This is a genomic window from Stenotrophomonas sp. YJH_SMC_20, assembly GCF_059367845.1.
The window spans coordinates 242,003-266,424 of the sequence record NZ_JCAFRG010000006.1; the positions used below are offsets into that span (position 1 = coordinate 242,003).

Sequence of the window (24,422 nt, forward strand, 5' to 3'; positions counted from 1 at the left end):
CAGGGGATCGCCCGCCACGGGTGGCCGGGGCGGGGCGGAAGTTCAGGACAGCATCGACTGGCCGATGCGCAGGCTGCTGCGCCGCAGGCGCCAGCCCATCAGGATGGCAGCGGCGGTGAGGCCCACGATCAGGCCGATCCACATACCCTGCGGGCCCATGCCCAGCCCCAGGCCGAGCCCGGCGCCCAGCGGCATGCCCAGGCCCCAGTACGCGAACATGGCGATGAACATCGGCACACGGGTGTCCTTCAGGCCGCGCAGCGCGCCGGCCGACAGCACCTGGATGCCATCCGGGAACTGGAAGGTGGCCGCGTACAGCAGCAGCGTCGAGGCCAGGCCGGCCACCGCCAGGTCGTTGGTGTAGACACCGACGATGGCATCGTGGCCGAACAGCAGTACCGCCGCCGACAATGTCTGCGTACCCATGATGATCGCATAGCCGGCCCAGGCCGCGCGCCGCACGCCGAAGCCATCGCCGCGGCCGACCGCATGGCCGACACGCACGGTAGTGGCCTCGGCCACGCCCATCGGAATCATGAAGCACAGCTGGGCGACGTTGATCGCGATCTGGTGCGCAGCCGCTTCATTGGCACCGAGGCGGCCGATCAGCAGCGCGGTGACGATGAACAGGCCGCCTTCCATCAGCACGGTGATGCCGATCGGCAGGCCGGTGCGCAGCAGGTCCCAGATCGCCTTCCAGCGCGGCCCTTCGAAGTGCGAGAACAGCTGCAGATGGGCAAAGCGCCTGGTCCGCCACAGATACAGGGCGAATGCGGTTGCCTGCAGCCACATCATCACCGCCGAGGCGATCCCCAGGCCTTCGGCGCCCAGTTCCGGGAAACCGAGCTTGCCATTGGCCAGCACATAGCCCAGCGGCGCCAGCACCAGCAGGCCACCGAAGCCAAGCAGCATGGTGGGCAGTGTCCAGTGCATGCCTTCGCTGAGGTAGCGCATGCAGAAGTACAGGGTCAGCGCCGGGCCGCCCCAGCGCACCGCATGCAGGAACGCAGTCGCCCCCGGCACGATGTCCGGTGCGATGCCGAAGGCGGGCAGCAGCGGCGGCACCACCGTAAGGAAGGTGAACATGATCAGGCCCAGGCCCAACGCCAGCCACAGCGCCTGTCGGAACAGCGGGCCGATCTCGCGCTCGCGGCCAGCGCCGTGCAGCTGCGACACCGAGGCGGTGAGCGAGATCAGGGTGCCGATCGGGATCAGCATCGGCAGCCACAGCAGGGCGGTACCGATGGTCACCGCAGCCAGCGTCGCGGTGGCGTGGTGGCCGGCAATCACGTTGTCGACGAAGGAGATCAGACCGGTGGACACATGGCCCAGCACAAGCGGCAGGGCGAGCAGACCGGTAGCGCCGACTTCCTTGCTGAAGCGCGGCGTGGAGGTTGCAGTAGACATAAGGTGCTTGACGCGAACTACGGTTGCGCGCGAAGGGCACAGGCACCGGGTTGCGGCCGGTCATCTTACGCGCCCGGCGCGCGCATTCCCATGACATGGGGTGAATGCTGGGTTCCGGCTGCCCCAAGCAAAAAGGGGACGGAGGGGATTAAGTCGTATCTGGCCAGTCAGTGCCGAATGCGACTTAATCCCCTCCGTCCCCTTTTTTACTGGCCCGCTTGGCGCTTGAGCCAGCTGTCGCGTTCGGCGGCCGGCACCGCAAGGAAGGCGCTGCGCACGGCGTCGCGCTCCTGCGGCGGCGTACGCTGCGCGACCAGGGCGAGCTGGGCCAGCTGCGCCGGGCTGAGCTGACGCAGCACGGCCAGCGCGGTCTCGCGCTGCTCCGGAGGCACGAAGCCGAACAAGCCATGCAGCTTTGGGAATTCCAGGCCCAGTTGCGGGCCCAGCCGCCACCCGTCGCGGAACGCCTGGTCCTGATCGCCGAACTGCTGTCGCAGACGCTGCTGCTGGTCCGCGGGCAGCGCATTGAATCGCGCAGCGGCCTGGCGGATGCGCTCGCGCTCTCCTTCCGGCAACGCGCGCCAGGCGGCGTAGTCGGCACGGCGCTGGCGCTGCTGCTGCGGATCGAGCTGGGCAAAGCCAGCCGGTGCCGCGGTCGAAGCCGGCGGCACGGCCGGGGTGGCCGGCGATGGCGGCGGCAATGGCACGTTCAACGATTGCGGCGCCGCAGACAGGGACAGCGGCAAGGCCAGCAACAGGCTGGCGAACACGGACTTATTCATCGGCGGCGGCGGTTTCCAGCGTGGCACTGGCCGGCTCCGGTCGGCTCGGCTTGGCTTGCGATTCGTCCACCGGCAGCGGACCGCCCGCGGCGGTCCATGCGTACAGGTCAGCATCGGCAACCAGCGGGTAGTCGCGATCGGCCAGCATCGCTGCGTCGTCATTGGCTTGGGCATGCGTTGCATCCGGCGTGGCGTCGACCTTGCTCGGTGGCAGGGCTTCCACCGTCACCGGACCGGCCTCGCCCACGACGCCTTCCGGCAGCGGCGCATCGTTGCCGAAGGAACGTCCCTGCAGGTAGCGCCAACCCAGCGCAGCGGCCAGCAGCACCGCCACGGTTACCAGCAGGATCAGCGGACCACGCCAGCGCGGCTTGGCGCCCGTACGACGGCGCTTGCCATGGGCGGCCGCGCGCTCGTCCCGCTGCGGTGCTCGCCAGCTGGAGGTCGCCGCTTCATTGTGGGCGGCGGGTGCCGCCGGCTGCTGAAGCTGCTGCAGGCGCGTGGCCGGCAGTTCACGGATACGCGCCTGTACCTGTTCGGCCAACTGGCGCCAGGCCGCGGCATCGGGCTGGCCCTGGGCATCGCGCGGGCAGGCATCGGCCAGCAGGTGCTGGTAGCCGGCCTCGTCCTGGTCGAGCACGCGCGTGGCGATGCTCTCGTCCAGGCTGCCGCCTACCCGCAGCAGCAGCGCCAGGCGAGGCAGCGGCGACATCGCAGCCAGCGCGGCCAACGGTGGCGCCCATTGGCCACCCACCGGCTCGCGCAGGGCCTGGCGCTGGCCCAGCAGGGTCCAGAAGCGGGTCGGCCACTGCGCCATCGGCAGGTCGCTGGCAACGGCCGCGAACGCGCGCATCACTGCCACCAGGGTCTGTTCGGCGCGCGCGGCATCGCCGCACTGCAGCTCAGCCACCACCAGGGCGCGGCGCTCGACGCCACGCAGGAACGCCGACAGCGCGCCGGCCGCGGTCGAGGAAACAGGGGCGGGCACAGCCGTCATCGGTCACTCCAAAGGTCTGGGGGAATGATAGCGGCAGGCAATCGACGCCCGTAGGACTTGCGCCCACGGATACTTCGTGCTGCAGGTTGTGCACAGCACCACGCTCCCGGCGCGGGAAACTGCGGCAAGCAGCTGAATTCACTCTGTTTCAGCAATGTTTCACACTTAAACTGTTGATTTTGAATAGTTTTTAAGTGTGGCTATTTTTTGACCAACCCAAGCGTGAGCTCGTCGCCATCGGCCTCCTGCGTTCCCGTCGACCGGTAACGCACAACGTTATCCACAGAACATGTGGATAAGCCTGAATCTCCAATGGACACCGATATTTAGGTGACATTTATGATTCAACGGGCGCCGCTCCGCCGTTTCCCACCCCGCCATTCGCGCGCGCATGGCCCGGTACACTGGCCCGATGCTTTCACCGATTCCGACCCTGCAGGTCGCCCTGCCCGTCCCCCTGCCCCGTCTGTTCGACTACCTGTCGCCGGAGGGCGATGGCCCCACGGTTGCGGTCGGCTGCCGCCTGAAGGTGCCGTTCGGCAACCGCGAGCTGGTCGGGGTGGTGGTGGGGCACGGCCAGACCGACGACGGCCAGGGACTGCGCCAAGCGTTGGCCTGGTGCGACCCGCAGCCGCTGCTGCAGGGGGAGCTGTGGCAGAGCCTGCAATGGCTGGCGCGTTACACCCACGCACCGCTGGGCGAGGTACTGAGCACCGCCCTGCCAGGACCGCTGCGTCATGGCGAAGCCCTGCCCGACACCCACCACTGGGGCTGGCAGTTGACCCCCCAAGGCCATGCCCAGCGCGGGAAGCTGCGCGCCGGCAGCCGCCCGCGGCAGTTGGCCGAACTGCTGGCCGGGGCCGTGGTGGATGAGGATGTACTGGGCGAACGCATGGAGGACTGGCGCACCGCCGCGCGCAGCCTGGCCAAGCGTGCGCTGGCCGAGCGCGTGGCGATGACGGTGGCACCGCAGCATGCGCAGCCGCTGCCCGGCCCCACCCTCAACCCGGACCAGGCCGAAGCGGTGGCCGCCATCAACGCCGCCGAAGGCTTCCAGCCCTTCCTGCTGGATGGCGTGACCGGCAGCGGCAAGACCGAGGTGTACCTGCAGGCCATCATCCACTGCCTGGCGCAGGGCAGGCAGGCGCTGGTGCTGGTGCCGGAAATCGGTCTGACCCCGCAGACCCTGGCACGCTTCCGCGGCCGCCTTGGCATCGCCGTGCACGCATTGCATTCGGGGTTGAACGACAACGAGCGCGCGCGCGTCTGGGCTGCGGCTTCGCGCGGCGAGGCACGGGTCATCGTCGGCACCCGCTCGGCGGTGTTCACGCCATTGCCGCAGGCCGGGCTGCTGATCATCGACGAGGAACACGACGGCAGCTACAAGCAGCAGGACGGCATCCGCTATCACGCGCGCGCTTTCGCTCTGGTCCGGGCCAAGGCGCTCGGCATTCCGGTACTGCTCGGCAGTGCCACCCCTTCGCTGGAAACGCTGCATAACGCCTACGCCGGGCGCTACACCCACCTGCGCCTGAAGCAGCGTGCCGGTGATGCGCGGCCACCGCGTGTGCGCATCCTCGATGTGCGCAAGCGGCCGCTGCACGATGGCCTCTCGGCTGATGTGCTGGCCGGCATCGACGAGCACCTGCAGCGCGGCCAACAGGTGCTGGTGTTCAAGAACCGGCGTGGCTACGCGCCGGTACTGCTGTGCCACGACTGCGGCTGGACCGCACCGTGCAACCGCTGCGATGCACCGATGACCGTGCATGGCGGCGGCCGCCGCCTGCAGTGCCATCACTGCGGCGCGCGACAACCGGCACCGCTGGCATGCCCGGCCTGCGGCAGCCTGGCGCTGCAACCGCAGGGCATCGGCACCGAACGCCTGGAAGAGCATCTCACCGCGGCCTTCGCCGACCTCCCTGTGGTGCGCATCGACCGCGGCACCACGTCACGTCGCGATGCACTGGAACAGCAGCTGGCGAGACTGGGCGACCAGCCCGGCATCCTGGTCGGCACGCAGATACTGGCCAAGGGCCACGACCTGCCGAAGCTGACCCTGGTGGTGGTGGTGGGCATCGACGAAGGCCTGTTCTCCGCTGACTTCCGCGCCAGCGAGAAACTCGCGCAACAGCTGATCCAGGTGGCCGGTCGCGCCGGGCGCGCACGTGACCCCGGCGAGGTCTGGCTGCAGACCCATCACCCCGGGCATCCGTTGCTGGAAACCCTGGTCAGCGGTGGTTACCACCCGTTCGCACAGGCGGAGTTGAACCAGCGGCAAGCCGCAGGATTCCCGCCATTCGCGCACCTGGCGCTGATGCGCGCCGAAGCGCAGCAGGTGGAGCATGCCAATGCGTTCCTGATGGCCGCACGACAGTTGCTGGGCGAGCAGGACGTGGTCGAGGCCTACGGGCCGATGCCAGCACCGATGCCACGCCGCGCTGGCTACCAGCGTACGCAGCTGCTGCTGTCTGCCATGCAGCGGCCGCCACTGCATGGCGTGCTTTCGCAGCTGGTGCCACAGCTGTACGCGCTGCCGGAAGCACGCAAGGTGCGCTGGTCGCTGGATGTGGATCCAACGGACCTGTATTGATCCCGTAGAGCACTGCCGAGCATGGCTCGGCACTACCGTAGAGCCGAGCCATGCTCGGCTGCGTTTCAGCACCGGGCAGTGCTTACGTCAGCGGCGACATCACGCCGCGCTGGTAGGCCGGCCGCTCGCGCAGGCGGGCGTACCACTCGGCCAGGTGCGGCAGTTCCGGCCGCTGGATCGGCAGCTCGTACCAGGCGTAGATCAGCGAGCCCAGCGGAATGTCACCCATCGCGAACTTGTCGCCCGACAGCCACGGCTGTTTGGCCAGCGTGGCATCGGCCATCGCCAGGTAATCGCCGGCGCGCACGATCGCGGCATTGATCCGCGATTCGTCCCGGTCGGCCGGGGCGGTGCGCATGATGCCCCAGATCAGGTCGCTGTACAGCGGCGCCATCCGCGAGGTGCTCCAGTCCATCCACTTCTCGGCCTGGGCACGCTCCATCGGGTCTTCGGCGTACAGCGTGCCCAATGCGTAGCGTGCGCTCAGATAGCGCACGATGGCGTTCGATTCCCACAGCGGCAGGCCATGGTCTTCGATCACCGGCACCAGGCTATTGGGATTCATCGTCTGGTACTCCGGCGTCTGCGTGCCGCCGTGGCTGCCACCGACTTCGATGGATTCATACGGCAGGCCGATCTCCTCGGCGCACCACAGCACCTTGCGGACGTTACTGGAATTGCGGCGGCCCCAGATCTTCAACATTGCGGATTTCCTTGCCTGCAGCAGTGCGCCACGGTGGCGCGGAAACGCTACGATACGCCCATCCACAGGGAGAGACGACGTGACTGCATGGGATGCTTTGAACTACATTCTGCTGGCAGCAGGGCTGGGGATGCTGGTGCTGGGCTACCGCCGCTCCAATCGCAATCTGCTGCTGTGTGCGGGCCTGTTGCTGCTGGCCTTCAACGGCATTGAGGATTTCGCCACCGGGTTCGCCGACGGCTATGCGAATTCGGAAGCACGGGTGATCTGATTCGTTTGGGTGATGTGCCGGCCAGCGGCCAGCACTACCGGTTTTTCTTCGGCAGCGCGCGCACGTAGGACGACTTGCCGTCCTTCTTCAGTTCGAACAGGCCGATCGCCGCCAACAGGTCACTCAACTTCCCGTAACCATAGTTGCGCGGATCGAACGAGGCCTGGTTGCCGATCTGGCTGCCAACCGGCCCCAGATGCGACCAGCCGTCCTCGCCCTCGGCCGAGGACACCGCGCGGCGCAGCATCTTCACCAGCCGGGTGTCACTGCGCATTTCCGCACCGCTCTTGCGTGGCCGGGCATCGTCGTTGGCCACAGGCTCGTTCGAGGCCTGTTCGCTGGAAGCCTGTTCGGTATCCGGCACGCTGGCATGGGTCTGGCCCAGTGCTTCCAGGTAGGTGAATTTCGAGCACGCGTTGACGAACGGCTCGGGCGTTTTCTTCTCGCCGAAGCCGTACACCTTCACGCCATCGGTCAGCAGACGCATCACCATCGGAGTGAAATCGGCATCGCTGGAGACGATGGCGAAGCCATCAAGGTTGCGTGCGTAGAGCAGGTCCATGGCATCGATCACCATCGCCATGTCCGAGGCATTCTTGCCCTTGCTGTAGGCAAACTGCTGGATCGGGCGGATCGCATATTCGTGCAGCACCGCTTCCCAGCCCTTCAACCGCGGGCTCTTCCAGTTGCCATAGGCGCGGCGCACGTTGGCCACGCCGTAGCGGGCGACTTCCGCCAGGACCTCGTCGATCTTCGAGGCCGGCGCATTGTCGGCGTCGATCAACAGGGCGATGCGCTTTTCCGGTTCGCTCATGGGCTCCTCACGGGCCGTTGCCTGAACCCGAGTATCGCCGATCCGGGCAGGCGCTGACGTGACAGGTGGCCGCCGTGCGAAGATGCCAGGCGCTTCCCCCGATGCCCCCACTGGAGTGAGTCGATGAGTCGCGAGCGCGTTCCCCACCTGGTCGTTGTCGGCGGCGGTTTTGCCGGTCTCTGGGCCACCCGTGCCCTGGCCCGCGAGCGCATACGCATCACCCTGGTCGACCGCCGCAACCATCACCTGTTCCAGCCGCTGCTGTACCAGGTGGCCACCGCCGGCCTGTCCGCACCGGATATCGCCGCACCGCTGCGCCACATCCTCGGCCACCAGCGCAATGTGGAAGTGCGGCTGGGCGAAGTGGTGACCATCGACAAGCAGGCGCGGCAGATCCGCATGGCCGATGGCAGCACGCTGGACTACGACAGCCTGCTGCTGGCCACCGGTGCCACCCACGCCTACTTCGGCAACGACCAATGGGCCGATGATGCGCCCGGCCTGAAGACGCTGGACGATGCCATCGCGCTGCGCCGCAAGCTGCTGCTGGCGTTCGAGCGTGCCGAGGCCGAACCGGACCCGGCAAAGAAGGCGGCGTGGCTGAGTTTCGCCGTCGTCGGTGGTGGTCCCACCGGCGTCGAACTGGCCGGCACGCTGGCCGAGATCGCGCGCCACACGCTGCGCAACGAATTCCGCCACATTGATCCGGCCAGTGCGAAAGTGCGGCTGATCGAGGCCGGGCCGCGCGTGCTGTCCTCGTTCCCGGAAGTGCTTTCGCTGAAGGCGCGCCGGCAGCTGGAAAAGCTGGGCGTGGAAGTGCTGACCGGCACCCCGGTGAGCGACATCGACAGCCAGGGCTTCAGGCTCGGCGATCAGTTCGTGCCGGCACGCACGGTGGTGTGGGCCGCCGGTGTGGCCGCTTCACCGCTGGCGCGCACGCTGGAGGTGCCGCTGGACCGCGCGGGCCGCGTGCCGGTGCAACCGGACCTGACCCTGCCCGATCACCCGGAGCTGTTCGTGGCCGGCGACCTGGCCGCACTGAGCCAGGCCGACGGCAAGCCGGTACCCGGGGTGGCACCGGCCGCCAAGCAGATGGGCAAATACGTGGCCGAGGTGATCCGCGCGCGCCTGCACGGCAAGCCCGAGCCCGGCCCGTTCAAGTACGCCGACTACGGCAACCTGGCCACCATCGGCCGCATGGCCGCGATCGTGCACCTGGGCCGGCTGCAGCTTTCCGGCGTGCTGGCCTGGTGGTTCTGGCTGGCCGCGCACGTGTTCTTCCTGATCGGCTTCCGCAACCGCATCGTGGTGCTGCTGAACTGGGCCGTGGCGTACTGGAGCTACCAGCGCAGCGCGCGCATCATCTTCGGTGATGGCCAGGACGACCGGCGGCCGAAGCGGTAGGGCTGCACGCAGCGGGGTCGGATCCCTTTCCGCAGGAAAGGACTCTGACCCCGTCAACACCCTCCACGCATGGCGTCGGATCTACCGGTTCATCGGGCCACCGGACACCCACTGTTTCGACCCGGTCCGGCAGAAGTCCTCCTTCCTCGCGGTGTCGGCAATCTGCGAGGTACTCCAATGCCGGGTGATCCAGATCGTCAATGCGGTACCACTGAGATGCCAGCGCAGCATGCCGCGCTGCGGTTGCCGCCACAGGTGGCGCCGGGCAATCCAGAAGGCCTCACGCTCAACTTCAGGCACCTTCTTCATCACGTCCTTGTCGAAGAACTGGGCGGTGAAGCGCCAGGGGTTCATCGCGTGGTATCCCGCCCGTGGCTCACTGCTGCACGCAGCCACACCACTGGGCACACGGTCGGCCGGCTTCGGCCGACCGCCTGCCAATGCCAGCCCGAGCAGGTACAGCAGGCCAGGCAACAGCGCGATGCCGGCGACCAGCACGACGACGGAGATCCATGCTTTGCCGGCGGCGCGCATCGTTCACGGCGCCTTCGGTTTCGGGTACCACAGCGACGACAATGACCGACGGTCGTGCTGAAAAGCAAAGGTGGACATCCGGGTCTCCAGCGCTTGGCGCGGAGCGATCATCGCATGGCCCGGCAGCCCATCCACGCATGGCGTGAATCTACAGAAACCGGAGCCGAGCGTGGGCTCGGCTCTACAGAAGCGCAGGATCCGGGGCCTGCAGCCAGGCCAGCTTGCGTTCGCGCGGCTGCTGCTTGAGCTGCCATTCGGCCCGTGACGCGGCGGCCCGGTCCGGGTACTCGCGCACGGCCAGCACGCGCAGCGGTGGCCGCGCCCGGGTGTAGCGCGCGCCCTTGCCGGCCTGGTGGGCAGCGAAACGCGCGTCCACGTCGGTGCTGATGCCGGCGTAATAGCTGCCATCCCGGCATTCGAGCAGGTACAGGAACCAGGGGCGGAGGGACGGGGCCATGCCTGGATTATGCCGTGCTGCACTGCAGCGGATATACTGGCGCCCGAATGCAGGAGAGAGGCGCCGCGCTGGCGCCCGCCGAAGGCGCAGGCTCCCATGATCGCTCAGGCCGGTGGGCTGGAATCCCACCAACCATGCATTCGACTCGCCGAGCTGGAGAGAGGTCACCGGGCACGCCCGGGACGATCCGCCGAAGGGGCACGCGGCCCATGTCGCTGAACTCTCAGGCAAAAGGACAGCGGGAGCGGCACCGGTCATCGTCATCCCGTCATTGCGCAGGCGCTGGCGGTAGTCGCGCATGGCCGGCCCCACCGCGCCCGGAGCCTGTCCCATGCTGCTGTCCATCATCTACCTGATTGCCATTTCCGCCGAGGCCATGACTGGCGCACTGTCCGCAGGCCGCCGCCGCATGGACCTGTTCGGTGTGGTCATGATCGCCTGCGTCACCGCCCTCGGCGGCGGATCACTGCGCGACATCCTGCTCGGCCACTATCCGCTGGGCTGGGTGAAGCATCCCGAGTACCTGGGCTTCACCGTATGCGCGGCGCTGATCGCCACCTGGGTCGCACGTTGGATGCACCACTTCCGCCGCACCTTCCTGGTACTCGACGGCCTGGGCCTGATCGCCTTCACCCTGATCGGCTGCTCGATCGCGCGCGAGGCCGGCCATGCCATGCCCATCGTGCTGATTGCCGGCATGCTGACCGGCGCGTTCGGCGGCGTGCTGCGCGACATCCTCTGCAACGAGGTACCACTCATCTTCCAGAAGGAGCTGTACGCGATCATCGCGCTGCTGACCGGCGCGGCCTACCTGTTGCTGCTGCACTGGGGCGTGGCCGATGCCACCGCAATCCTGTGCTGCCTCGGCGGCGGCTTCGCGCTGCGCCTGCTGGCGATCCACTACCGCTGGGAAATGCCGAAGTTCGTCTATCACGACGAAGTGCATTGAACGATGGCGTGTTCGCCGGGCATGGCCCGGCGCTACAGAAGAGCGGTATCCACGCATGGCGTGGATCTAGAGCATGAACTTCATGGGGCTGCCCCCCGCGCGTATCCGCTCTGGATAGTCAGCCGACGGATACCGTTGGGGTCCGCATCCCCAATCGGCGCCGGAATCGTCGACTTCCAGCAGCGCAGGATCAATCCATTGGCACAAGTAGTCGCTATCAGATCGCCTATCGAAGCCCGGGCAGTTCACTTTGCCCTCCACGTCAATGGAGTTGTGGGTGCTGCCGAGGTAGCTAGCGGTCAGGTGCCCCGCCACTTGTGTGTAGGTGCCGGTCTCGAGGAAGGTCTGAACAGTGATGTTGCCACCTACGGACAGAATCCCATCATTGAGTGAGCACGCGTACAGATGATCGCATTCCAGCTCATCACGCACGAACACCCAACCACCACAGTCGAGATTCCGGGCCCTGAGGCTCCCCAGTACGATCACGCAGAGCGTCTCGCTCAGATCGTTCAGTATCAGCGTGCCGTCTGCGATCAGATCACCATCGACAATCACGCAGTCGGTCTCGCAGTCGGATTTCCAGTCGCCACCTAGCGTTGTCGCAGGCACTACTTTGAATGAAGGCTCGTAGTCATCGGGCGCGGGCTCGGGAGATGCCGCGATCACCGCCCGGGCCTTCAGCGCAGGCCGCAGCAGCCCCTCGTCCCCTTCGCTGCTGTGGATCCTGATTCTTTCATCAAGATCCGCCAGCAGGCGCGCCTTCTCGAGGGACGGCTCAAACCAGTCTTCGATGACAGATACGGCATCTTCAGCGATTCGCCCGCCTTTCAAGCTCACGAGCGCCTTGGCAGCTTCACCGGAAATCGACCGACAAGCTGAATCCAGAAAGTTGTCATCCGGGAAAACACGCATCGGCGGGGTCCAGTCAGGCGAGGAACCCCATCTTCGGCCGAAATCGCAGGAGGACTCCATACAACTCTTCCGAAATCCTGCCGTGTGGCTCGCTGATATCCACGCATGGCGTGGGTCTCACACCACCCCGGCGATGTACCTGGCGCTGTCGCTCATGCGCAGCGCCAGGCGCATCGCCGGTGCAGATGGGCCGGTCTCCAACTCCGACCGGCCCTGATCGCGGCCGCACCCCCGCAGGCGCTGGCCGCCATCCACACACGTGCCGCACTCAAGCGGCTTCGGACACCTTTACGTCGCGACGGGCGCGCACGGCCGCGGCCAGTCGCTCCAGCACCGTCACGGTGGTGTCCCAGTCGATGCAGCCATCGGTGATGCTCTGGCCGTAGACCAGCGGCTGGCCTTCCACCAGTTCCTGGCGGCCCCCGACCAGATGGCTCTCGATCATCACGCCCACGATGCGCTGTTCGCCGTCTTCCAGCTGAACAGCAATGTCCTCGATCACCTTCGGCTGGTTCTCCGGGTTCTTCAGGCTGTTGGCATGGCTGGCATCGATCATCAGGCGCGCCGGCAGCTTGGCCTTGGCCAGCGCCTGGCAGGCGTCGGCAACACTGGCTGCGTCGTAGTTCGGCTGCTTGCCCCCACGCAGGATCACATGGCAATCAGGGTTGCCGGTGGTCGACACGATGGCAGTGCCGCCCTGCTTGGTGACCGACAGGAAGTGATGCGGATTGGAAGCCGCACCCACCGCGTCGGCGGCGATCTTCACGTTGCCATCGGTGCCGTTCTTGAAGCCGACCGGGCACGACAGTCCCGAGGCCAGCTCACGGTGCACCTGGCTTTCGGTGGTACGCGCACCGATCGCGCCCCACGCCACCAGATCGGCGATGTACTGCGGTGAGATCACGTCGAGGAATTCAACACCCGCCGGCAGGCCAAGCTTGTTGATGTCGCGCAGCAGGCCACGGGCGATGCGCAGGCCCTTGTCGATCCTGAAGCTGCCATCCAGGTCCGGGTCATTGATCAGGCCCTTCCAGCCCACCGTGGTGCGTGGCTTCTCGAAGTACACGCGCATGACGATTTCCAGCTCGCCTGCCAGCGCGTCGCGCAGTGGCTTCAGGCGCTGGGCGTACTCGATGGCGGCGTTCGGGTCGTGGATCGAGCACGGGCCCACCACCACCGCCAGGCGGTCGTCACGGCCGTGCAGGATCTGGTGCAGCGCCGCGCGCGAGGCGCTGACGGTGCCGGAGGCTTCATCGTCACACGGCAGCATCGCCAGCAGCTGGGCAGGCGGTGTCAGCGGTTCGATGGTGCGGATACGCAGGTCGTCGGTGTGCGGGGGCATTGCAGGAGATCTCCGGAACGTTGGGGGTCCCCAGCGCGGCGGCATGAAAAAAGCCGCCAGGTTCGCTGGCGGCTTTCGGGAATGCGTCTGAAGCTTTCTTCAGGGTGAGCGCAGTCCTTCCTCCGCCAGTGGCTTCGGAAAGTAATACCAGTAAAAACGGGTAGCGGCTGCGTTCATGGGATCTATTGATAGCACAGCTTTTGCGCAGTGCAAAATGTTTCATCCGCAACTGGGGCGCGGTTCAGCGATGCGCCCGCCCGCGCAGCCCACGCGGTGGTCGCCGTGCAACGTCGCTCATCTGCCATGCACTTCCACGTCCAGCAGCAGGCCTTCGTGGATATCGGCCCAGCGCTCCAGCACCCGATCCAGCTCCTGCCGGGCCTCGTCCAGCTGCTCGGGGTTGAGCAGGGAGCGTGCGGTGTAGAGGTCGGAGACCAATCGACGCAGGGCCGATTCCGGGATGGCCACCGACGGCCCCTCCAGCCCCGGCAACTGCAATGCCGGGCACTCGCCAAGCGGACCGAACAGCGTGACCTCGAGCTTGCTCTGCATGATCAACGTCCCTGCGGATGGACATGGGCAACGCACTGTTTACCGTGTATCGGTGACAGGCGCATGTGCCGCCCATGGCGGGGATCGCAGGCCGCCGCCGTACCACTAGAGCGCGGCCAGGTCGGCCAGATGCTGGCCCATGCTGTTCATCTCACCGATGGCATGGGTGGTGGTGAAGTAATCATGCCAGCCGGTGGCGGCGATCCCGGCCACCAGCGTGTCGGCCGCTTCGCGGCTGGCGCAGTGCCAGACCGCATAGAACTGCTCGCCGCTGCCATGCGGCACGTCGGTAGCGATGCGGCCCTTGGCCAGCGGCCTGATGCGGGCTGGATCGAACTGCTGCATGCCGGCGCTAATACGGGCGAAGAAGGCATTCCGCTGCTCGGGCGGCATTGTGGTCCAGGCCGGCGTGGCGGTATAGAGCTCGATGAAGGTGTGCGACATGGTGGTTCTTCCTTGAGGTTGACGGGGTTGCGGGGTTGTCGGCCAGCATCCGGCACTACCGGAGCGAGCGCAGTGCGCGTTTGCGGATGTAGGCGTTGGCGTCGCTGTGGCGCTCGTGCTGCCAACGCGTGCACAGCACGCGCAGCCACTTCGGCTGAGTCTTGCCGGCATCATTGAGCCAGTTGCCGACCGAATCCTGCACGTAGCGTTCCGGGTCGTCAGCCAGTGCTTCCAGCATCGGCAATGCATGTTCAGGGTGCTGCTTGAACAGCGCGATATGTGTGGCCCAGACACCGCGCGGACGCAGTGCTTCGCAGGCGAAGCGGCGCAGGTACGGCGAAGTTTCCTGTGTCCACGGTTGCAGGTACTCAAGCGCCTGCATCGGCGCGGCAACGATGTCCGTGCGTAGCGCCAGCCACGCCCATTCGCGCACACCGAAGTGTGGATCGTCGGCCAGCGTGCGCATCTGCTGCAGCTTCTCTGCCAACGTCGCGCGGGCATCGCTGCCGATCAGGTAGCAGGCCCAGCCGCGCACGGTGTCGGACGCATGGTCCTGCCATTGCACGGGATCGCCCTGCCCCGCCTCACGCAGCAGTTGCGCAGCCAAGGCCATGCGCAGTGTGATGCCCTTGCCTGAAGCATCCTGCATGCGTTGCAGCGCTTCCGGTGCAAGCGCAGGCGCTACCACCTGCAGCAGCGCGGCGAAATCCACTGCCAGGCATTCGGCCAGATGGGTGGCGGCGACGCGGCCGGTGTTGAGTGCTTGCCGACGTTCCGCAGGAATTGACGTACTCATGCTGCGGATTCCCGCCCGGCATCCGTGTGCTGCCAGATCTTGTGCAGCAGCTGCGACAGCTGCTGCTGTTCATCAGCATCCAGGCCGTTGAACAGCCCACCGATCCACTGCGTGTGCTGGTCGAACAAGGTCTCGGCCAAGCGTATTCCCGGTGCGGTCAATACGATCTGCAGGCGACGGCCATCTTCGGCATCGCTGCGACGCTGCAGCAGTCCTTCACGCTGCAGGCCATCGAGCAGGCCACTGATGGTGGCGCGGGTCACGCCTGCGCGCTCGGCCAGCACGTGGGGCGGCAACGTGCCGCCGGCCCCATGCAGCAGGAACAGCACGATGAAGCGACCCTCGCTGAGCCCGTGCGGTGCCAGCCGGGTAGCGCAGTCGCGATCGATCGACGAGGACAACGAGAGCAGCTGGAAGCACAGGCGCAGCTGCGCGGTGCTGGCATGGCCGCGTCGCTGTGCTTCATCCATCAGGGCATGGTGCTTGGCTTCGATCATCTCATGCACGCGATATTGTTAGGCGCCTAATCATACGGCCAAATAGCCGCAGCCTGTAAACCACAGCCGATATCAGGGGAGCCTTCCCAGCAGCACGCGCGCGATCAGTCCACCTCCCTCCCGGTGCAGAAGCTGCAGTTCGCCCGCATGCCGCCGCGCCACATTGGCGGCGACCGCCAAGCCCAGCCCGGTCCCACCCGTGGCGCGACTGCGCGAGCTCTCGCTGCGCTGGAAGGGCTGCAGCAGGCGTACTCGGTCGCCCTCGGCGATACCTGGGCCGCGATCCATCACCTCCAGCTGGACCCCTCGCTCAACCACGGCAACCCGCAGCTCCACCGCCCCGGCATAGCGATCGGCGTTGTCGATAAGGTTGTCGAACGCACGCCGAAGCAGCAGCGCGTCGCCGTGCCAGGGCAGACTGTCCGGCCCCTGGATGGAGATCTCTACACCGCGCAGCAACGCTGCCTGCACGCACTCCTCCAGCAGCGCGGCCAGATCCAGCGGGCGCATCTGCAACGGCTGCAGTTCACCGCGTGCGTAGTCGAGCACCTGCTCGATCATCGTGTCCATGCGCTCGATGTCCGCCACCATCCGGGCCGCCTGTGGTGTGGGCGCGAACTCGGCGCGCAGGCGCAGGCCGGTCAATGGTGTGCGCAGGTCATGCGCCACTGCAGCCAGCATATGGGTCATGTCCTGTGCCTGCGCACGCAGGCGCTCTCGACCGGTGCCGATCGCGGCGGCCAGCATCTGTACCTCGCGAGGGCCATCATCCGGCAGGGGCGTTTCGGCCTGCAGGTCCACACGTGCACTGGCATCGGCCAAGCGTCGTAATGGGCGCCCCAGCCGGATCGATGCCCACGCCGCCAGCGGCGCCAACAACACGGCACCGCCCAGCAGCGCCAGTATCACCTGTCGCCGCCAAGCTGCCAGATCACTGTGATCGCTGCCGACCACCTGCCATCGGCCATCGGCCTGGCGCACGCCCAGTTCAAATGGTGGCCATTGCATCGCGGTCAGCACGGCAGCCTGCGCCTTCAGTACCCCGGCCCGCGCCGTGGCGTCGAGCAGGGCGCCGCTTTCGATGACCTGCACATCAGGCGCCTTGCCCTGTCCGCTCCATACCAGCCGAACATCCTCCACCGGCAAACCCATCTGCAGCGCCGCCAACTGGGTGAGCCAGTCACTGGCACTGCCCTGTGGTGGCGCATCCTGCGTCGCCAGATGCAGGCCCAGTGGTGCCGCGGCCTGTTCCCCTCGCAGCACCTGCACGGCCTGGTCCAACTGCATCGGTGGCGGCGCGGGCCGAGGCATCCAGCCAACCACGGCCACGCTGACCAGTGTCGCCAGCAGCAGGCTGGCCAGGGCCAGCATCGTGATCCAACGCGCGGTCGGCCACCGGCTGCTCACAGCAGCTGTACCTCGGCGTCGAAGCGATAGCCTTCGCCACGCGATGTCTGCACCAGCGATTCCGCACCGGGTGAAGCCTGCCCGAGCTTGCGGCGCAGGCGGCTGATCGCCAGGTCGACCGCGCGGTCGACGCTGTCACTGGGCTCGCCACGGCTCAGCTGCAGCAGCTGCTCGCGCCCCAGCACCCGCCCGGGGCGTTCGGCCAGCGCCAGCAACAAGCTGAATTCACCACGGCTGAGCACCAGCTCGTTGCCATCCGGGGCCAGCAGGCGACGTTGTTCCGGCAGCAACCGCCAACCAGAAAAGCGCAGTTCACTGGCGACCTGCGCGCGCAGCTTGTCCTGCCGGCGCAGCAGCGCACGTACCCGCGCCAGCAGCTCGCGCGGATCGAACGGTTTGGCCAGATAGTCGTCCGCGCCCATCTCCAGTCCGATCACCCTGTCCGGTGCGCTGCCCAGCGCCGACAGCATCAGGATCGGGATGGCCCGCGCCTGCAACCGGCGGCATACCGACAGGCCATCCTCACCGGGCATCATCCAGTCGAGCACGATCAGGTCCGGACGTTCGACCTGCAGCAGCACATCCAGCGCCGCTGCGTCGGCAGCCACTCGCACCTGGTAGCCGTGCAGCAGCAGGCAATCGGCGATGGCATCACGGATGCTGGCGTCGTCATCGACAACGATGACACGGGCGGGAGTCGTCATGCGGGCAGTATCAGGCAGGTCTGTATCAGGACGGTATCAACGCCGATATTCCCGCGATACGCCGCTGCGCGCCAATGGTCACCCATGATCACTGCGGAGACTTCCCTTGCGCCTCATCCCATTCTTCCTGCTTGCTGCCCCGCTGCCTGCGCTGGCGTCCGATCCCCCCGAACACATCCTGCCGATGTGGATGCAGGGCGGTCATCCGGCCGTGGCCGTGTCGCTGGACGGGCGTGCCGAACCGCTGCGCTTCGTGGTCGACAGCGCGGCAGGCGCCACTCTGGTCGATGACCGCGTCGTGCGACGCTATGGTCTGGAGGATGCGGATGCAGAGGTATCACAGGCCCGAGGGGCCAGTGCAGCGTCCGCGCGGCTGCAGCGCATACGCAGCACGTCCTGGCAGCTGGGCAGTTGGCAGCTGCAGGCCCAAGCCATGAAGGTCGATCTGTCGTCGTTGCCGAAGGAGGATGATCCGGCCATTGACGGCTTGATCGGCAACGATCTGACCGGACGCTGGGACACCCGTTGGGATTTCGGCCCCAATCAACTGGCGCTGTGGACACCCGGTGGATTGAACCTGGAAGGACCGGGTTGCCAGCCCAATGCGCTGCCCGGCCGCACTGACGGCCTGCGCCAGTTCGGCTTCATCACGCTTGCACTGGGCGCGCCTGCGGTGGACGCCATCGCCGTGGTCGACACCGGTGCCGCGCAGACCGTCCTCAACGCCGAAGCAGCCCGCGCACTGGGGCTGCGCACCGACGGCAGCGACGCGCGGGTGCGGGTGCGTGAAAAGGGCACCGAAGGCCTGGGCGGCGGAAAGCAGGCAACCTGGCTGTACACCCTGCCCGGCATGACCGGCGGCGGCTGGCAGCACCCGTCGATGGAGGTCCGCATCAGCGAACTGCCAGTGTTCAAGGCGATCGGCCTGGAGGGTCGGCCGGCGCTGATCCTTGGTGCGGATGCAATGCGCGGCGGCCAGGTGGACATCGGTGCCGGCGCGGCCCGGATCTGCCTGCGCCGGCCAGCCAGTTGACATCTGGCAATGACGCCAGCGGCAGCTTGGCGTAGCATCGCCGTGCGCCCCACCAGGAGTTCCACGCATGTGCCGTGCCACCCTGATGTTGCTGACGCTGCTCCCGCTGGCGGTACTGGCCGCGCCGCCACCCGTGCCCTCGCCCACTCGCATCGATGCCGAAGCACAGCGGCTGATGCAGGCGGCCCACGCGCGCGGCATGGCGCTGGCGGTGATCGATGGCGGCAAGGTGGTGCATGTGGCCGCCTACGGTGAACGCAACGCCGCAGGCGAGCCGCTGCGCACCGACACCGTGATGTACGCTGCGTCACTGACCAAGATGGCTTTCGGCCATCTGGTCGCACAGCTGGCGCAGGACGCGCGGATCGATCTGGATGCCAGCATCGCTACCGCCCTGGACAAACCGCTGCCGGACTATCCACCGGAACCGAAGAAGTACGCCGACTACAGTGTGCTGGCCGGAGATGCCCGCTGGCGCCAGCTCACCCCACGCCTGCTGCTCAACCATTCCAGTGGCTTTGCCAACTTCGGCTTTCTGGAGCCCGATGGGCGCCTGAAGTTCCACTTCGATCCGGGTAGTCGATATGGGTATTCCGGAGAAGGACTGATCCTGTTGCAGTTCGTGATCGAACGCGGGCGGCTGGGCGAGGATGTGGGTGCGTTGATGCAGCAGCGCGTGTTCGATCGCTTCGGCATGGCGCGCACCAGCATGCTGTGGCGCGCGGATTTCGCCGGCAACCTGGCCGATGGCTGGACCGCCGAAGGCAATACAGAGCCGCACGATGAACGCAGCCGCGTGCGTGCGGCTGGTTCGATGGATACCACCATCGCCGATATGGCCCGTTTCGCCGCTGGCTACGTGCGCGGCGATGGATTGTCAGCGGCGATGCGCAGGGAGCTGGTGCGGCCGCAGCTGCAGATCACCACCGCCAGCCAGTTCCCCACCCTGCAGCCGGAGCTGCCGAAGGCGCAGCAGCGCAAGGACCTGGCGGCTGGCCTGGGCGTGGTGACGTTTCTCGGCCCGCAGGGCGCAGGCTTCTACAAGGGCGGCCACGACGATGCGGTGGGCAATACGCTGGTATGCATGGAGCAGCACCAGCGCTGCGTGGTGATCCTGGGCAACGATGTGCGGGCAGAGGCGGCCTTCCCGGCCTTGGTGGCGTTCGTGCTGGGCGACACCGGCGTGCCGTGGCAGTGGGAGTACGGCGCGGCGAAGGCGTTTGTCAGATGATCGAAGCGTTACCGTTGCACACAGGTCCCGCAGTCGTGCAGCATGCAGACACGGACGCAATGCAGGAGACAGGATGAAGCGCCCAGAGATCGATGCCATTGCCGAAGCGGTGTTGCAGCCGGGTGCACGACGTCTGTGCATCGCTGCACGCCATCGCCAGGCGGCACATCGGCAGCGACGTCAGCGGGTGGGAGCCGGCGCCAGTCTGATCGGCATGGCGGCGGGCCTGCTGCTTGCGCCGATCACGGAGCTGCCGTGGGTACAGGGCATGATCGCGGGAGGTGCGCTGGCCCTGCTGGCGGCCCACCTGTGGCTGCAGCGGCGCGAGGACCGCGCGTAGATTCCCGCCTGGGAGCGGCATCCACGCATGGCGTGGATCTACTTTGATTCCGACCGGCCACAAAAAAACCCCGCCTTCCGGCGGGGTTTTTCATTGCGGGGTGACAGCGAGGACTTAGAAGTCCATGCCGCCCATGCCACCCATGCCGCCCATGCCACCGGCGCCGCCCATGGCCGGCTCGTCCTTCTTCGGAGCTTCGGCCACCATGGCTTCGGTGGTGATCATCAGGCCGGCGATCGAGGCCGCGTTCTGCAGCGCCGAACGGGTCACCTTGGTCGGGTCCAGGATGCCGAACTGCAGCATGTCGCCGAACTCGCCGGTGGCCGCGTTGTAGCCGAAGCTGCCGGTGCCTTCCTTGACCTTGTTGATGATGACCGACGGCTCGTCGCCAGCGTTGGCCACGATCTCGCGCAGCGGGGCTTCCATCGCACGCAGGGCAATCTGGATGCCGTGGTTCTGGTCTTCGTTGGCACCCTTCAGGCCGGCCAGCGCGGTGATCGCGCGGACCAGGGCAACGCCGCCGCCCGGGACCACGCCTTCTTCAACGGCTGCACGGGTAGCGTGCAGGGCGTCGTCGACGCGGTCCTTCTTTTCCTTCATTTCGATTTCGGTCGAGGCGCCGACCTTGATCACGGCAACACCGCCGGCCAGCTTGGCCACGCGTTCCTGCAGCTTCTCGCGATCGTAATCCGAGGAGGTGTCCTGGATCTGGGTCTTGATCTGCGCCACGCGTGCATCAACGTTGGCCTTGTCGCCGACGCCGTCGATGATGGTGGTGTTCTCCTTGGAGACCTGCACCTTCTTGGCGCGGCCCAGGTCCTTGATGGTGGCCTTTTCCAGCGACAGGCCGACTTCTTCGGAGATCACGGTGCCGCCGGTCAGCACGGCCATGTCTTCCAGCATCGCCTTGCGACGGTCGCCGAAGCCCGGGGCCTTGACGGCCACGACCTTGACGATGCCACGGATGGTGTTGACCACCAGGGTCGCCAGCGCTTCGCCTTCGACTTCTTCAGCGACGATCAGCAGCGGCTTGCCGGCCTTGGCGACGCCTTCCAGCACCGGCAGCAGGTCACGGACGTTGGAGATCTTCTTGTCGTGCAGCAGGATGAACGGATCATCCAGGTCAGCGGTCTGCGACTGCTGGTTGTTGATGAAGTACGGCGACAGGTAGCCGCGGTCGAACTGCATGCCCTTGACCACGTCCAGCTCGTTGTCCAGGCCCGAGCCTTCTTCAACGGTGATGACGCCTTCCTTGCCGACTTCCTTCATCGCGTCAGCGATGATCTGGCCGATCGACTCGTCCGAGTTGGCCGAGATGGTACCGACCTGGGCAATCGCCTTGTCGTCGGCGGTCGGCTTGGAGATGTTCTTCAGCTCGGCGACGGCAGCCGAAACGGCCTTGTCGATACCGCGCTTGAGGTCCATCGGGTTCATGCCGGCGGCAACGGCCTTGGCGCCTTCGCGGATCAGGGCCTGGGCCAGCACGGTGGCGGTGGTGGTGCCGTCGCCGGCATCGTCGTTGGTGCGCGAAGCAACTTCCTTCACCATCTGCGCGCCCATGTTCTCGAACTTGTCAGCCAGTTCGATTTCCTTGGCGACGGAGACGCCGTCCTTGGTGATGGTCGGGGCGCCGAAGCTCTTTTCCAGCACGACGTTGCGGCCCTTCGGGCCCAGGGTGGCCTTGACGGCATTGGCGAGAACGTTCACGCCGCGCACCATGCGCGAACGGGCATCTTCACCGAAACGGATATCCTTGGCAGCCATGTGCAGTTACCTCATCTGGTAGCGCCGGGCCATGCCCGGCGGCTGGGTGTTGGAATCAGGGGATGGAACAGGTCGCGCCGGGGCTCAGCCGATGACGGCGAGCACGTCGTCCTCGCGCAGGACCTTGTATTCGACGCCTTCGCTCTTGTACGAGCTGCCGGCGTACTGGCCGTAGATGACCTTGTCGCCGACCTTCAGCGACGGCGCGCGCACGTTGCCGTTGTCCAGCGGCTTGCCCGGGCCGACGGCCACGACCTCACCCTTGGTGGACTTTTCCTTGGCCGAGTCGGGGATGACGATGCCACCGGCGGAGATTTCGTCGGCTTCGATCGGCTTGACCACAACGCGGTCGTGCAGCGGCTTGATGCTCATAGGAGACCTCTTAAGTGATTGATTGGTCTAAAAAAGTCCGGCGATGTTAGCACTCGCCCCAGGCGAGTGCCAGAACCGCACGTGAAGAAACCCGACAACGTCGGGAGCAGGGCAGAGATGGAGCCCCGCCGCCCCCTTTCAAGGGCGGAATGAAAAAAATTTTTCCACCCGCGCGCCTCGGCCAGGGCTTCGGTCCAGATCAATTTCGGTGACAAGCGTCGCACTGTCAGACATCTGACGTTCATTTACGACAAAGTGTCACTGGATCGGCCTTAGGCTCGGTCCGGCATTCCCAATCACAAGGAGGAGTCGATGCGATTGCTGTCCCCGCTTGCCGCTGCCTGCCTGCTGGCGCTGGCCGCTGCGCCGGCCCAGGCCGAGGTCTTCATCAACGAACTGCACTACGACGACAGCACCGCCGCCGGTGACGTCGGCGAAGCGATCGAGGTCGTAGCCACTGCCGGTGAGGACCTGTCCGGCTACCGCCTGTACCTCTACAACGGCAGCAATCCGTCCGCCGCCACCGTCTATGCCAACAACCCGGTCCCGGCCGGCACCGCCGCCGGCTGCGGCAGCGCCACCATCGCCGTGGTCAGTTACCCGACCAACGGGATCCAGAACGGCCCGACCGACGGCATCGCCCTGGTCGATGCCAGTGGCAAAGTGGTCCAGTTCCTCAGCTATGAGGGCGCCATCACCGCCTCCGGTGGCCCTGCCGCCGGCATGACCAGCCAGAACATCCCGGTAGCCGAGACCAACAGCACCGCGCCGGGCACCTCGTTGCAGCTGACCGGCAGCGGCAGCCAGTACACCCACTTCACCTGGGCCGAATCGGCCGGCCAGACCTTCGGCAGCTGCAACAACGGCCAGACTTTCAGCGGCGGTGGCACGCCAGGCCCGAACACGCCGCCGTCGGTGTCCACCACCACCCCGGCGCAGGGCAGCAGCACCTTCCCGGCTGCGGCCGATCTGGAAGTGGTGTTCAGCGAAACCGTGAACCTGGCCAGCGGCGCGTTCGCGCTGAGCTGCGGCACCTCCGGCAGCGTGCCGCTGACCTTCCCGGCGAGCGGCCGCAGCGTGAAGCTGTCCACCAACACCGCGCTGGTGGCCGGTGAAGCCTGCCGCTTCGACATCCGCGCCGCGCGCATCACCGACCTGCTGGGCGCGCACCCGGCCGCCGACAGCCGCATCGCCTTCACCGTGGCCAGCACCGGCGGCAATCCGGACCCGGGCAACCCGGGCGTGCCGGCCGGCTACTACTCCAGGGTCAACACCAGCAGCCCCAGCCAGCTGCGCTGCTCGCTGCACGCCACCATCAAGGGCCACACCGCCTACCCGTACAGCGGCTCGGGCACCAGCACCTGGACCATCCTGGAAATCGCCGACGAGGATCCGAACAACCCGAACCGCATCCTCGATGCCTACCGCAACCGCAGCTACGCCAAGGTCAGTGATCGTGCGGGCACCGGCAGCGGCCTGACCTACAACCGCGAGCACACCTGGCCGAACTCGCTGGGCTTTGCCACCACCACCGGTGACAAGGGCCTGCCCTACGCGCCGTACACCGATACCCACATGCTGTACCTCACCGACGCGCAGTGGAACGCCGACCGCGGCAACAAGCCGTTCGCCAAGTGCGATGCCAGCTGCGGTGAGCGTGCCACCGAAGCCAACAATGGGCAGGGCGGCGGCAGTGGTGGCTATCCGGGCAACTCCAACTGGGTGCGCACGCCGGACGGCAACACCGGCACGTTCGAGGTGTGGGGCAAGCGCAAGGGCGACATGGCGCGCGCGGTGATGTACATGGCGATCCGCTATGAGGGGGGCAAGGATGCGGCCACCGGTCAGTCCGAGCCGGACCTGGAGCTGACCGACGACCGCAGCAGGATCGTCAAGACCAGCAGTTCGCCGGCCTACATGGGCCTGCTGTCGACGCTGATCGACTGGCACCTGTCCGATCCGCCGGATGATGCCGAGCGTGCCCGCAATGACGTGGTCTACAGCTTCCAGGGCAATCGCAACCCGTTCATCGACCACCCCGAGTGGGCGACCCCGGCCCTGTTCACCTCGGCCAAGCCAGCCACCTGCCAGCTGGCCAACTGACCGCGCAACGCTGC

Annotated in this window: 25 protein-coding genes and 2 riboswitches; of the genes, 8 read left to right on the forward strand and 17 right to left on the reverse strand. The window is 66.7% G+C overall.

What is annotated here, in order from left to right; translation table 11 throughout:
* Positions 1-42: 42 nt before the first annotated feature.
* From AC5P6A_RS12950 to AC5P6A_RS12960, 3 genes are all read right to left on the reverse strand, one after another.
* A complete protein-coding gene (locus AC5P6A_RS12950) occupies positions 43-1,407 on the reverse strand; it encodes an MATE family efflux transporter (protein WP_155030195.1) in 1,365 nt (454 codons plus the stop codon).
* A 206-nt stretch (positions 1,408-1,613) separates the two neighbouring features.
* Positions 1,614-2,189, reverse strand: coding sequence for a DUF3106 domain-containing protein (locus AC5P6A_RS12955; RefSeq protein ID WP_019660793.1), 576 nt, complete (start codon positions 2,187-2,189; stop codon positions 1,614-1,616).
* Positions 2,182-3,186: a hypothetical protein gene (locus tag AC5P6A_RS12960; protein ID WP_346715130.1), complete on the reverse strand. Its 1,005-nt coding sequence runs from the start codon at positions 3,184-3,186 to the stop codon at positions 2,182-2,184. The genes AC5P6A_RS12955 and AC5P6A_RS12960 overlap by 8 nt, the downstream gene beginning before the upstream one ends.
* Before the next feature lie 412 nt (positions 3,187-3,598).
* Here AC5P6A_RS12960 and AC5P6A_RS12965 point away from each other — a divergent pair, with 412 nt between their 5' ends.
* Positions 3,599-5,776, forward strand: a complete 2,178-nt coding sequence (locus tag AC5P6A_RS12965; RefSeq protein WP_180877930.1) for a primosomal protein N' — start codon at positions 3,599-3,601, stop codon at positions 5,774-5,776.
* 82 nt (positions 5,777-5,858) lie between these two features.
* Here the strand turns inward: AC5P6A_RS12965 and AC5P6A_RS12970 are convergent, their stop codons facing one another.
* A complete protein-coding gene (locus tag AC5P6A_RS12970; protein ID WP_180877929.1) occupies positions 5,859-6,479 on the reverse strand; it encodes a glutathione S-transferase N-terminal domain-containing protein in 621 nt (206 codons plus the stop codon).
* A gap of 79 nt (positions 6,480-6,558) precedes the next feature.
* Between AC5P6A_RS12970 and AC5P6A_RS12975 the strand changes: the two genes are divergently transcribed.
* Positions 6,559-6,750 (forward strand): hypothetical protein, encoded by a 192-nt coding sequence (locus tag AC5P6A_RS12975; protein WP_346715131.1) that lies wholly within the window; start codon positions 6,559-6,561, stop codon positions 6,748-6,750.
* A gap of 34 nt (positions 6,751-6,784) precedes the next feature.
* Here AC5P6A_RS12975 and AC5P6A_RS12980 read toward each other — a convergent pair whose 3' ends face one another.
* On the reverse strand, positions 6,785-7,564 hold the full coding sequence (locus AC5P6A_RS12980) for an NYN domain-containing protein (protein WP_010481148.1): 780 nt from the start codon (positions 7,562-7,564) through the stop codon (positions 6,785-6,787).
* Positions 7,565-7,687: 123 nt separating this feature from the next.
* On the opposite strand from AC5P6A_RS12980, the gene AC5P6A_RS12985 reads away from it, so the two are divergent.
* Positions 7,688-8,968 (forward strand): FAD-dependent oxidoreductase, encoded by a 1,281-nt coding sequence (locus AC5P6A_RS12985; protein ID WP_180877928.1) that lies wholly within the window; start codon positions 7,688-7,690, stop codon positions 8,966-8,968.
* 81 nt (positions 8,969-9,049) lie between these two features.
* Here the strand turns inward: AC5P6A_RS12985 and AC5P6A_RS12990 are convergent, their stop codons facing one another.
* On the reverse strand, positions 9,050-9,502 hold the full coding sequence (locus AC5P6A_RS12990) for a hypothetical protein (RefSeq protein WP_180877927.1): 453 nt from the start codon (positions 9,500-9,502) through the stop codon (positions 9,050-9,052).
* Positions 9,503-9,683: 181 nt separating this feature from the next.
* Positions 9,684-9,959 carry a GIY-YIG nuclease family protein gene (locus AC5P6A_RS12995; protein ID WP_012481382.1) on the reverse strand — a complete coding sequence of 92 codons (276 nt, stop codon included), beginning with the start codon at positions 9,957-9,959 and terminating at the stop codon, positions 9,684-9,686.
* A gap of 40 nt (positions 9,960-9,999) precedes the next feature.
* Positions 10,000-10,089, forward strand: a riboswitch (glycine riboswitch).
* 13 nt (positions 10,090-10,102) lie between these two features.
* Positions 10,103-10,208, forward strand: a riboswitch (glycine riboswitch).
* 82 nt (positions 10,209-10,290) lie between these two features.
* Here AC5P6A_RS12995 and AC5P6A_RS13000 point away from each other — a divergent pair.
* Positions 10,291-10,908, forward strand: coding sequence for a trimeric intracellular cation channel family protein (locus tag AC5P6A_RS13000; protein ID WP_005411215.1), 618 nt, complete (start codon positions 10,291-10,293; stop codon positions 10,906-10,908).
* A 66-nt stretch (positions 10,909-10,974) separates the two neighbouring features.
* On the opposite strand, the gene AC5P6A_RS13005 is transcribed toward AC5P6A_RS13000, so the two are convergent.
* The 8 genes from AC5P6A_RS13005 to AC5P6A_RS13040 all read right to left on the reverse strand — a co-directional run bounded on the left by AC5P6A_RS13005 (position 10,975) and on the right by AC5P6A_RS13040 (position 17,565).
* Positions 10,975-11,823: a hypothetical protein gene (locus AC5P6A_RS13005; RefSeq protein ID WP_346474634.1), complete on the reverse strand. Its 849-nt coding sequence runs from the start codon at positions 11,821-11,823 to the stop codon at positions 10,975-10,977.
* A gap of 268 nt (positions 11,824-12,091) precedes the next feature.
* Positions 12,092-13,165 carry a 3-deoxy-7-phosphoheptulonate synthase gene (locus AC5P6A_RS13010; protein WP_134730060.1) on the reverse strand — a complete coding sequence of 358 codons (1,074 nt, stop codon included), beginning with the start codon at positions 13,163-13,165 and terminating at the stop codon, positions 12,092-12,094.
* 294 nt (positions 13,166-13,459) lie between these two features.
* Positions 13,460-13,717 (reverse strand): hypothetical protein, encoded by a 258-nt coding sequence (locus tag AC5P6A_RS13015; RefSeq protein WP_346715132.1) that lies wholly within the window; start codon positions 13,715-13,717, stop codon positions 13,460-13,462.
* A 105-nt stretch (positions 13,718-13,822) separates the two neighbouring features.
* A complete protein-coding gene (locus AC5P6A_RS13020) occupies positions 13,823-14,161 on the reverse strand; it encodes a DUF6616 family protein (RefSeq protein ID WP_346715133.1) in 339 nt (112 codons plus the stop codon).
* Positions 14,162-14,216: 55 nt separating this feature from the next.
* Positions 14,217-14,957, reverse strand: a complete 741-nt coding sequence (locus AC5P6A_RS13025) for a DNA alkylation repair protein (RefSeq protein WP_134730062.1) — start codon at positions 14,955-14,957, stop codon at positions 14,217-14,219.
* Positions 14,954-15,454 carry a MarR family winged helix-turn-helix transcriptional regulator gene (locus tag AC5P6A_RS13030; protein ID WP_134730064.1) on the reverse strand — a complete coding sequence of 167 codons (501 nt, stop codon included), beginning with the start codon at positions 15,452-15,454 and terminating at the stop codon, positions 14,954-14,956. The genes AC5P6A_RS13025 and AC5P6A_RS13030 overlap by 4 nt, the downstream gene beginning before the upstream one ends.
* Positions 15,455-15,526: 72 nt before the next feature.
* On the reverse strand, positions 15,527-16,825 hold the full coding sequence (locus tag AC5P6A_RS13035) for a sensor histidine kinase (RefSeq protein ID WP_134735073.1): 1,299 nt from the start codon (positions 16,823-16,825) through the stop codon (positions 15,527-15,529).
* Between the two features lie 32 nt (positions 16,826-16,857).
* On the reverse strand, positions 16,858-17,565 hold the full coding sequence (locus AC5P6A_RS13040; RefSeq protein ID WP_134730068.1) for a response regulator transcription factor: 708 nt from the start codon (positions 17,563-17,565) through the stop codon (positions 16,858-16,860).
* Positions 17,566-17,671: 106 nt separating this feature from the next.
* Between AC5P6A_RS13040 and AC5P6A_RS13045 the strand changes: the two genes are divergently transcribed.
* From AC5P6A_RS13045 to AC5P6A_RS13055, 3 genes are all read left to right on the forward strand, one after another.
* On the forward strand, positions 17,672-18,598 hold the full coding sequence (locus AC5P6A_RS13045; RefSeq protein ID WP_495222323.1) for a pepsin/retropepsin-like aspartic protease family protein: 927 nt from the start codon (positions 17,672-17,674) through the stop codon (positions 18,596-18,598).
* A gap of 67 nt (positions 18,599-18,665) precedes the next feature.
* Entirely contained in the window at positions 18,666-19,829 is a 1,164-nt protein-coding gene (locus AC5P6A_RS13050) for a serine hydrolase domain-containing protein (protein WP_134730072.1), read from the forward strand.
* A gap of 73 nt (positions 19,830-19,902) precedes the next feature.
* A complete protein-coding gene (locus tag AC5P6A_RS13055; RefSeq protein WP_134730074.1) occupies positions 19,903-20,169 on the forward strand; it encodes a hypothetical protein in 267 nt (88 codons plus the stop codon).
* A 114-nt stretch (positions 20,170-20,283) separates the two neighbouring features.
* On the opposite strand, the gene groL is transcribed toward AC5P6A_RS13055, so the two are convergent.
* Both groL and AC5P6A_RS13065 read right to left on the reverse strand, forming a co-directional pair.
* Entirely contained in the window at positions 20,284-21,933 is a 1,650-nt protein-coding gene (gene groL, locus AC5P6A_RS13060) for a chaperonin GroEL (RefSeq protein WP_005411226.1), read from the reverse strand.
* An 84-nt stretch (positions 21,934-22,017) separates the two neighbouring features.
* The gene (locus AC5P6A_RS13065; protein ID WP_005411227.1) at positions 22,018-22,305 is read right to left on the reverse strand and encodes a co-chaperone GroES; all 288 of its coding nucleotides are present in this window, start codon (positions 22,303-22,305) and stop codon (positions 22,018-22,020) included.
* A 312-nt stretch (positions 22,306-22,617) separates the two neighbouring features.
* On the opposite strand from AC5P6A_RS13065, the gene AC5P6A_RS13070 reads away from it, so the two are divergent.
* Positions 22,618-24,408, forward strand: a complete 1,791-nt coding sequence (locus AC5P6A_RS13070) for an endonuclease (RefSeq protein ID WP_346715134.1) — start codon at positions 22,618-22,620, stop codon at positions 24,406-24,408.
* Positions 24,409-24,422 lie beyond the last annotated feature (14 nt).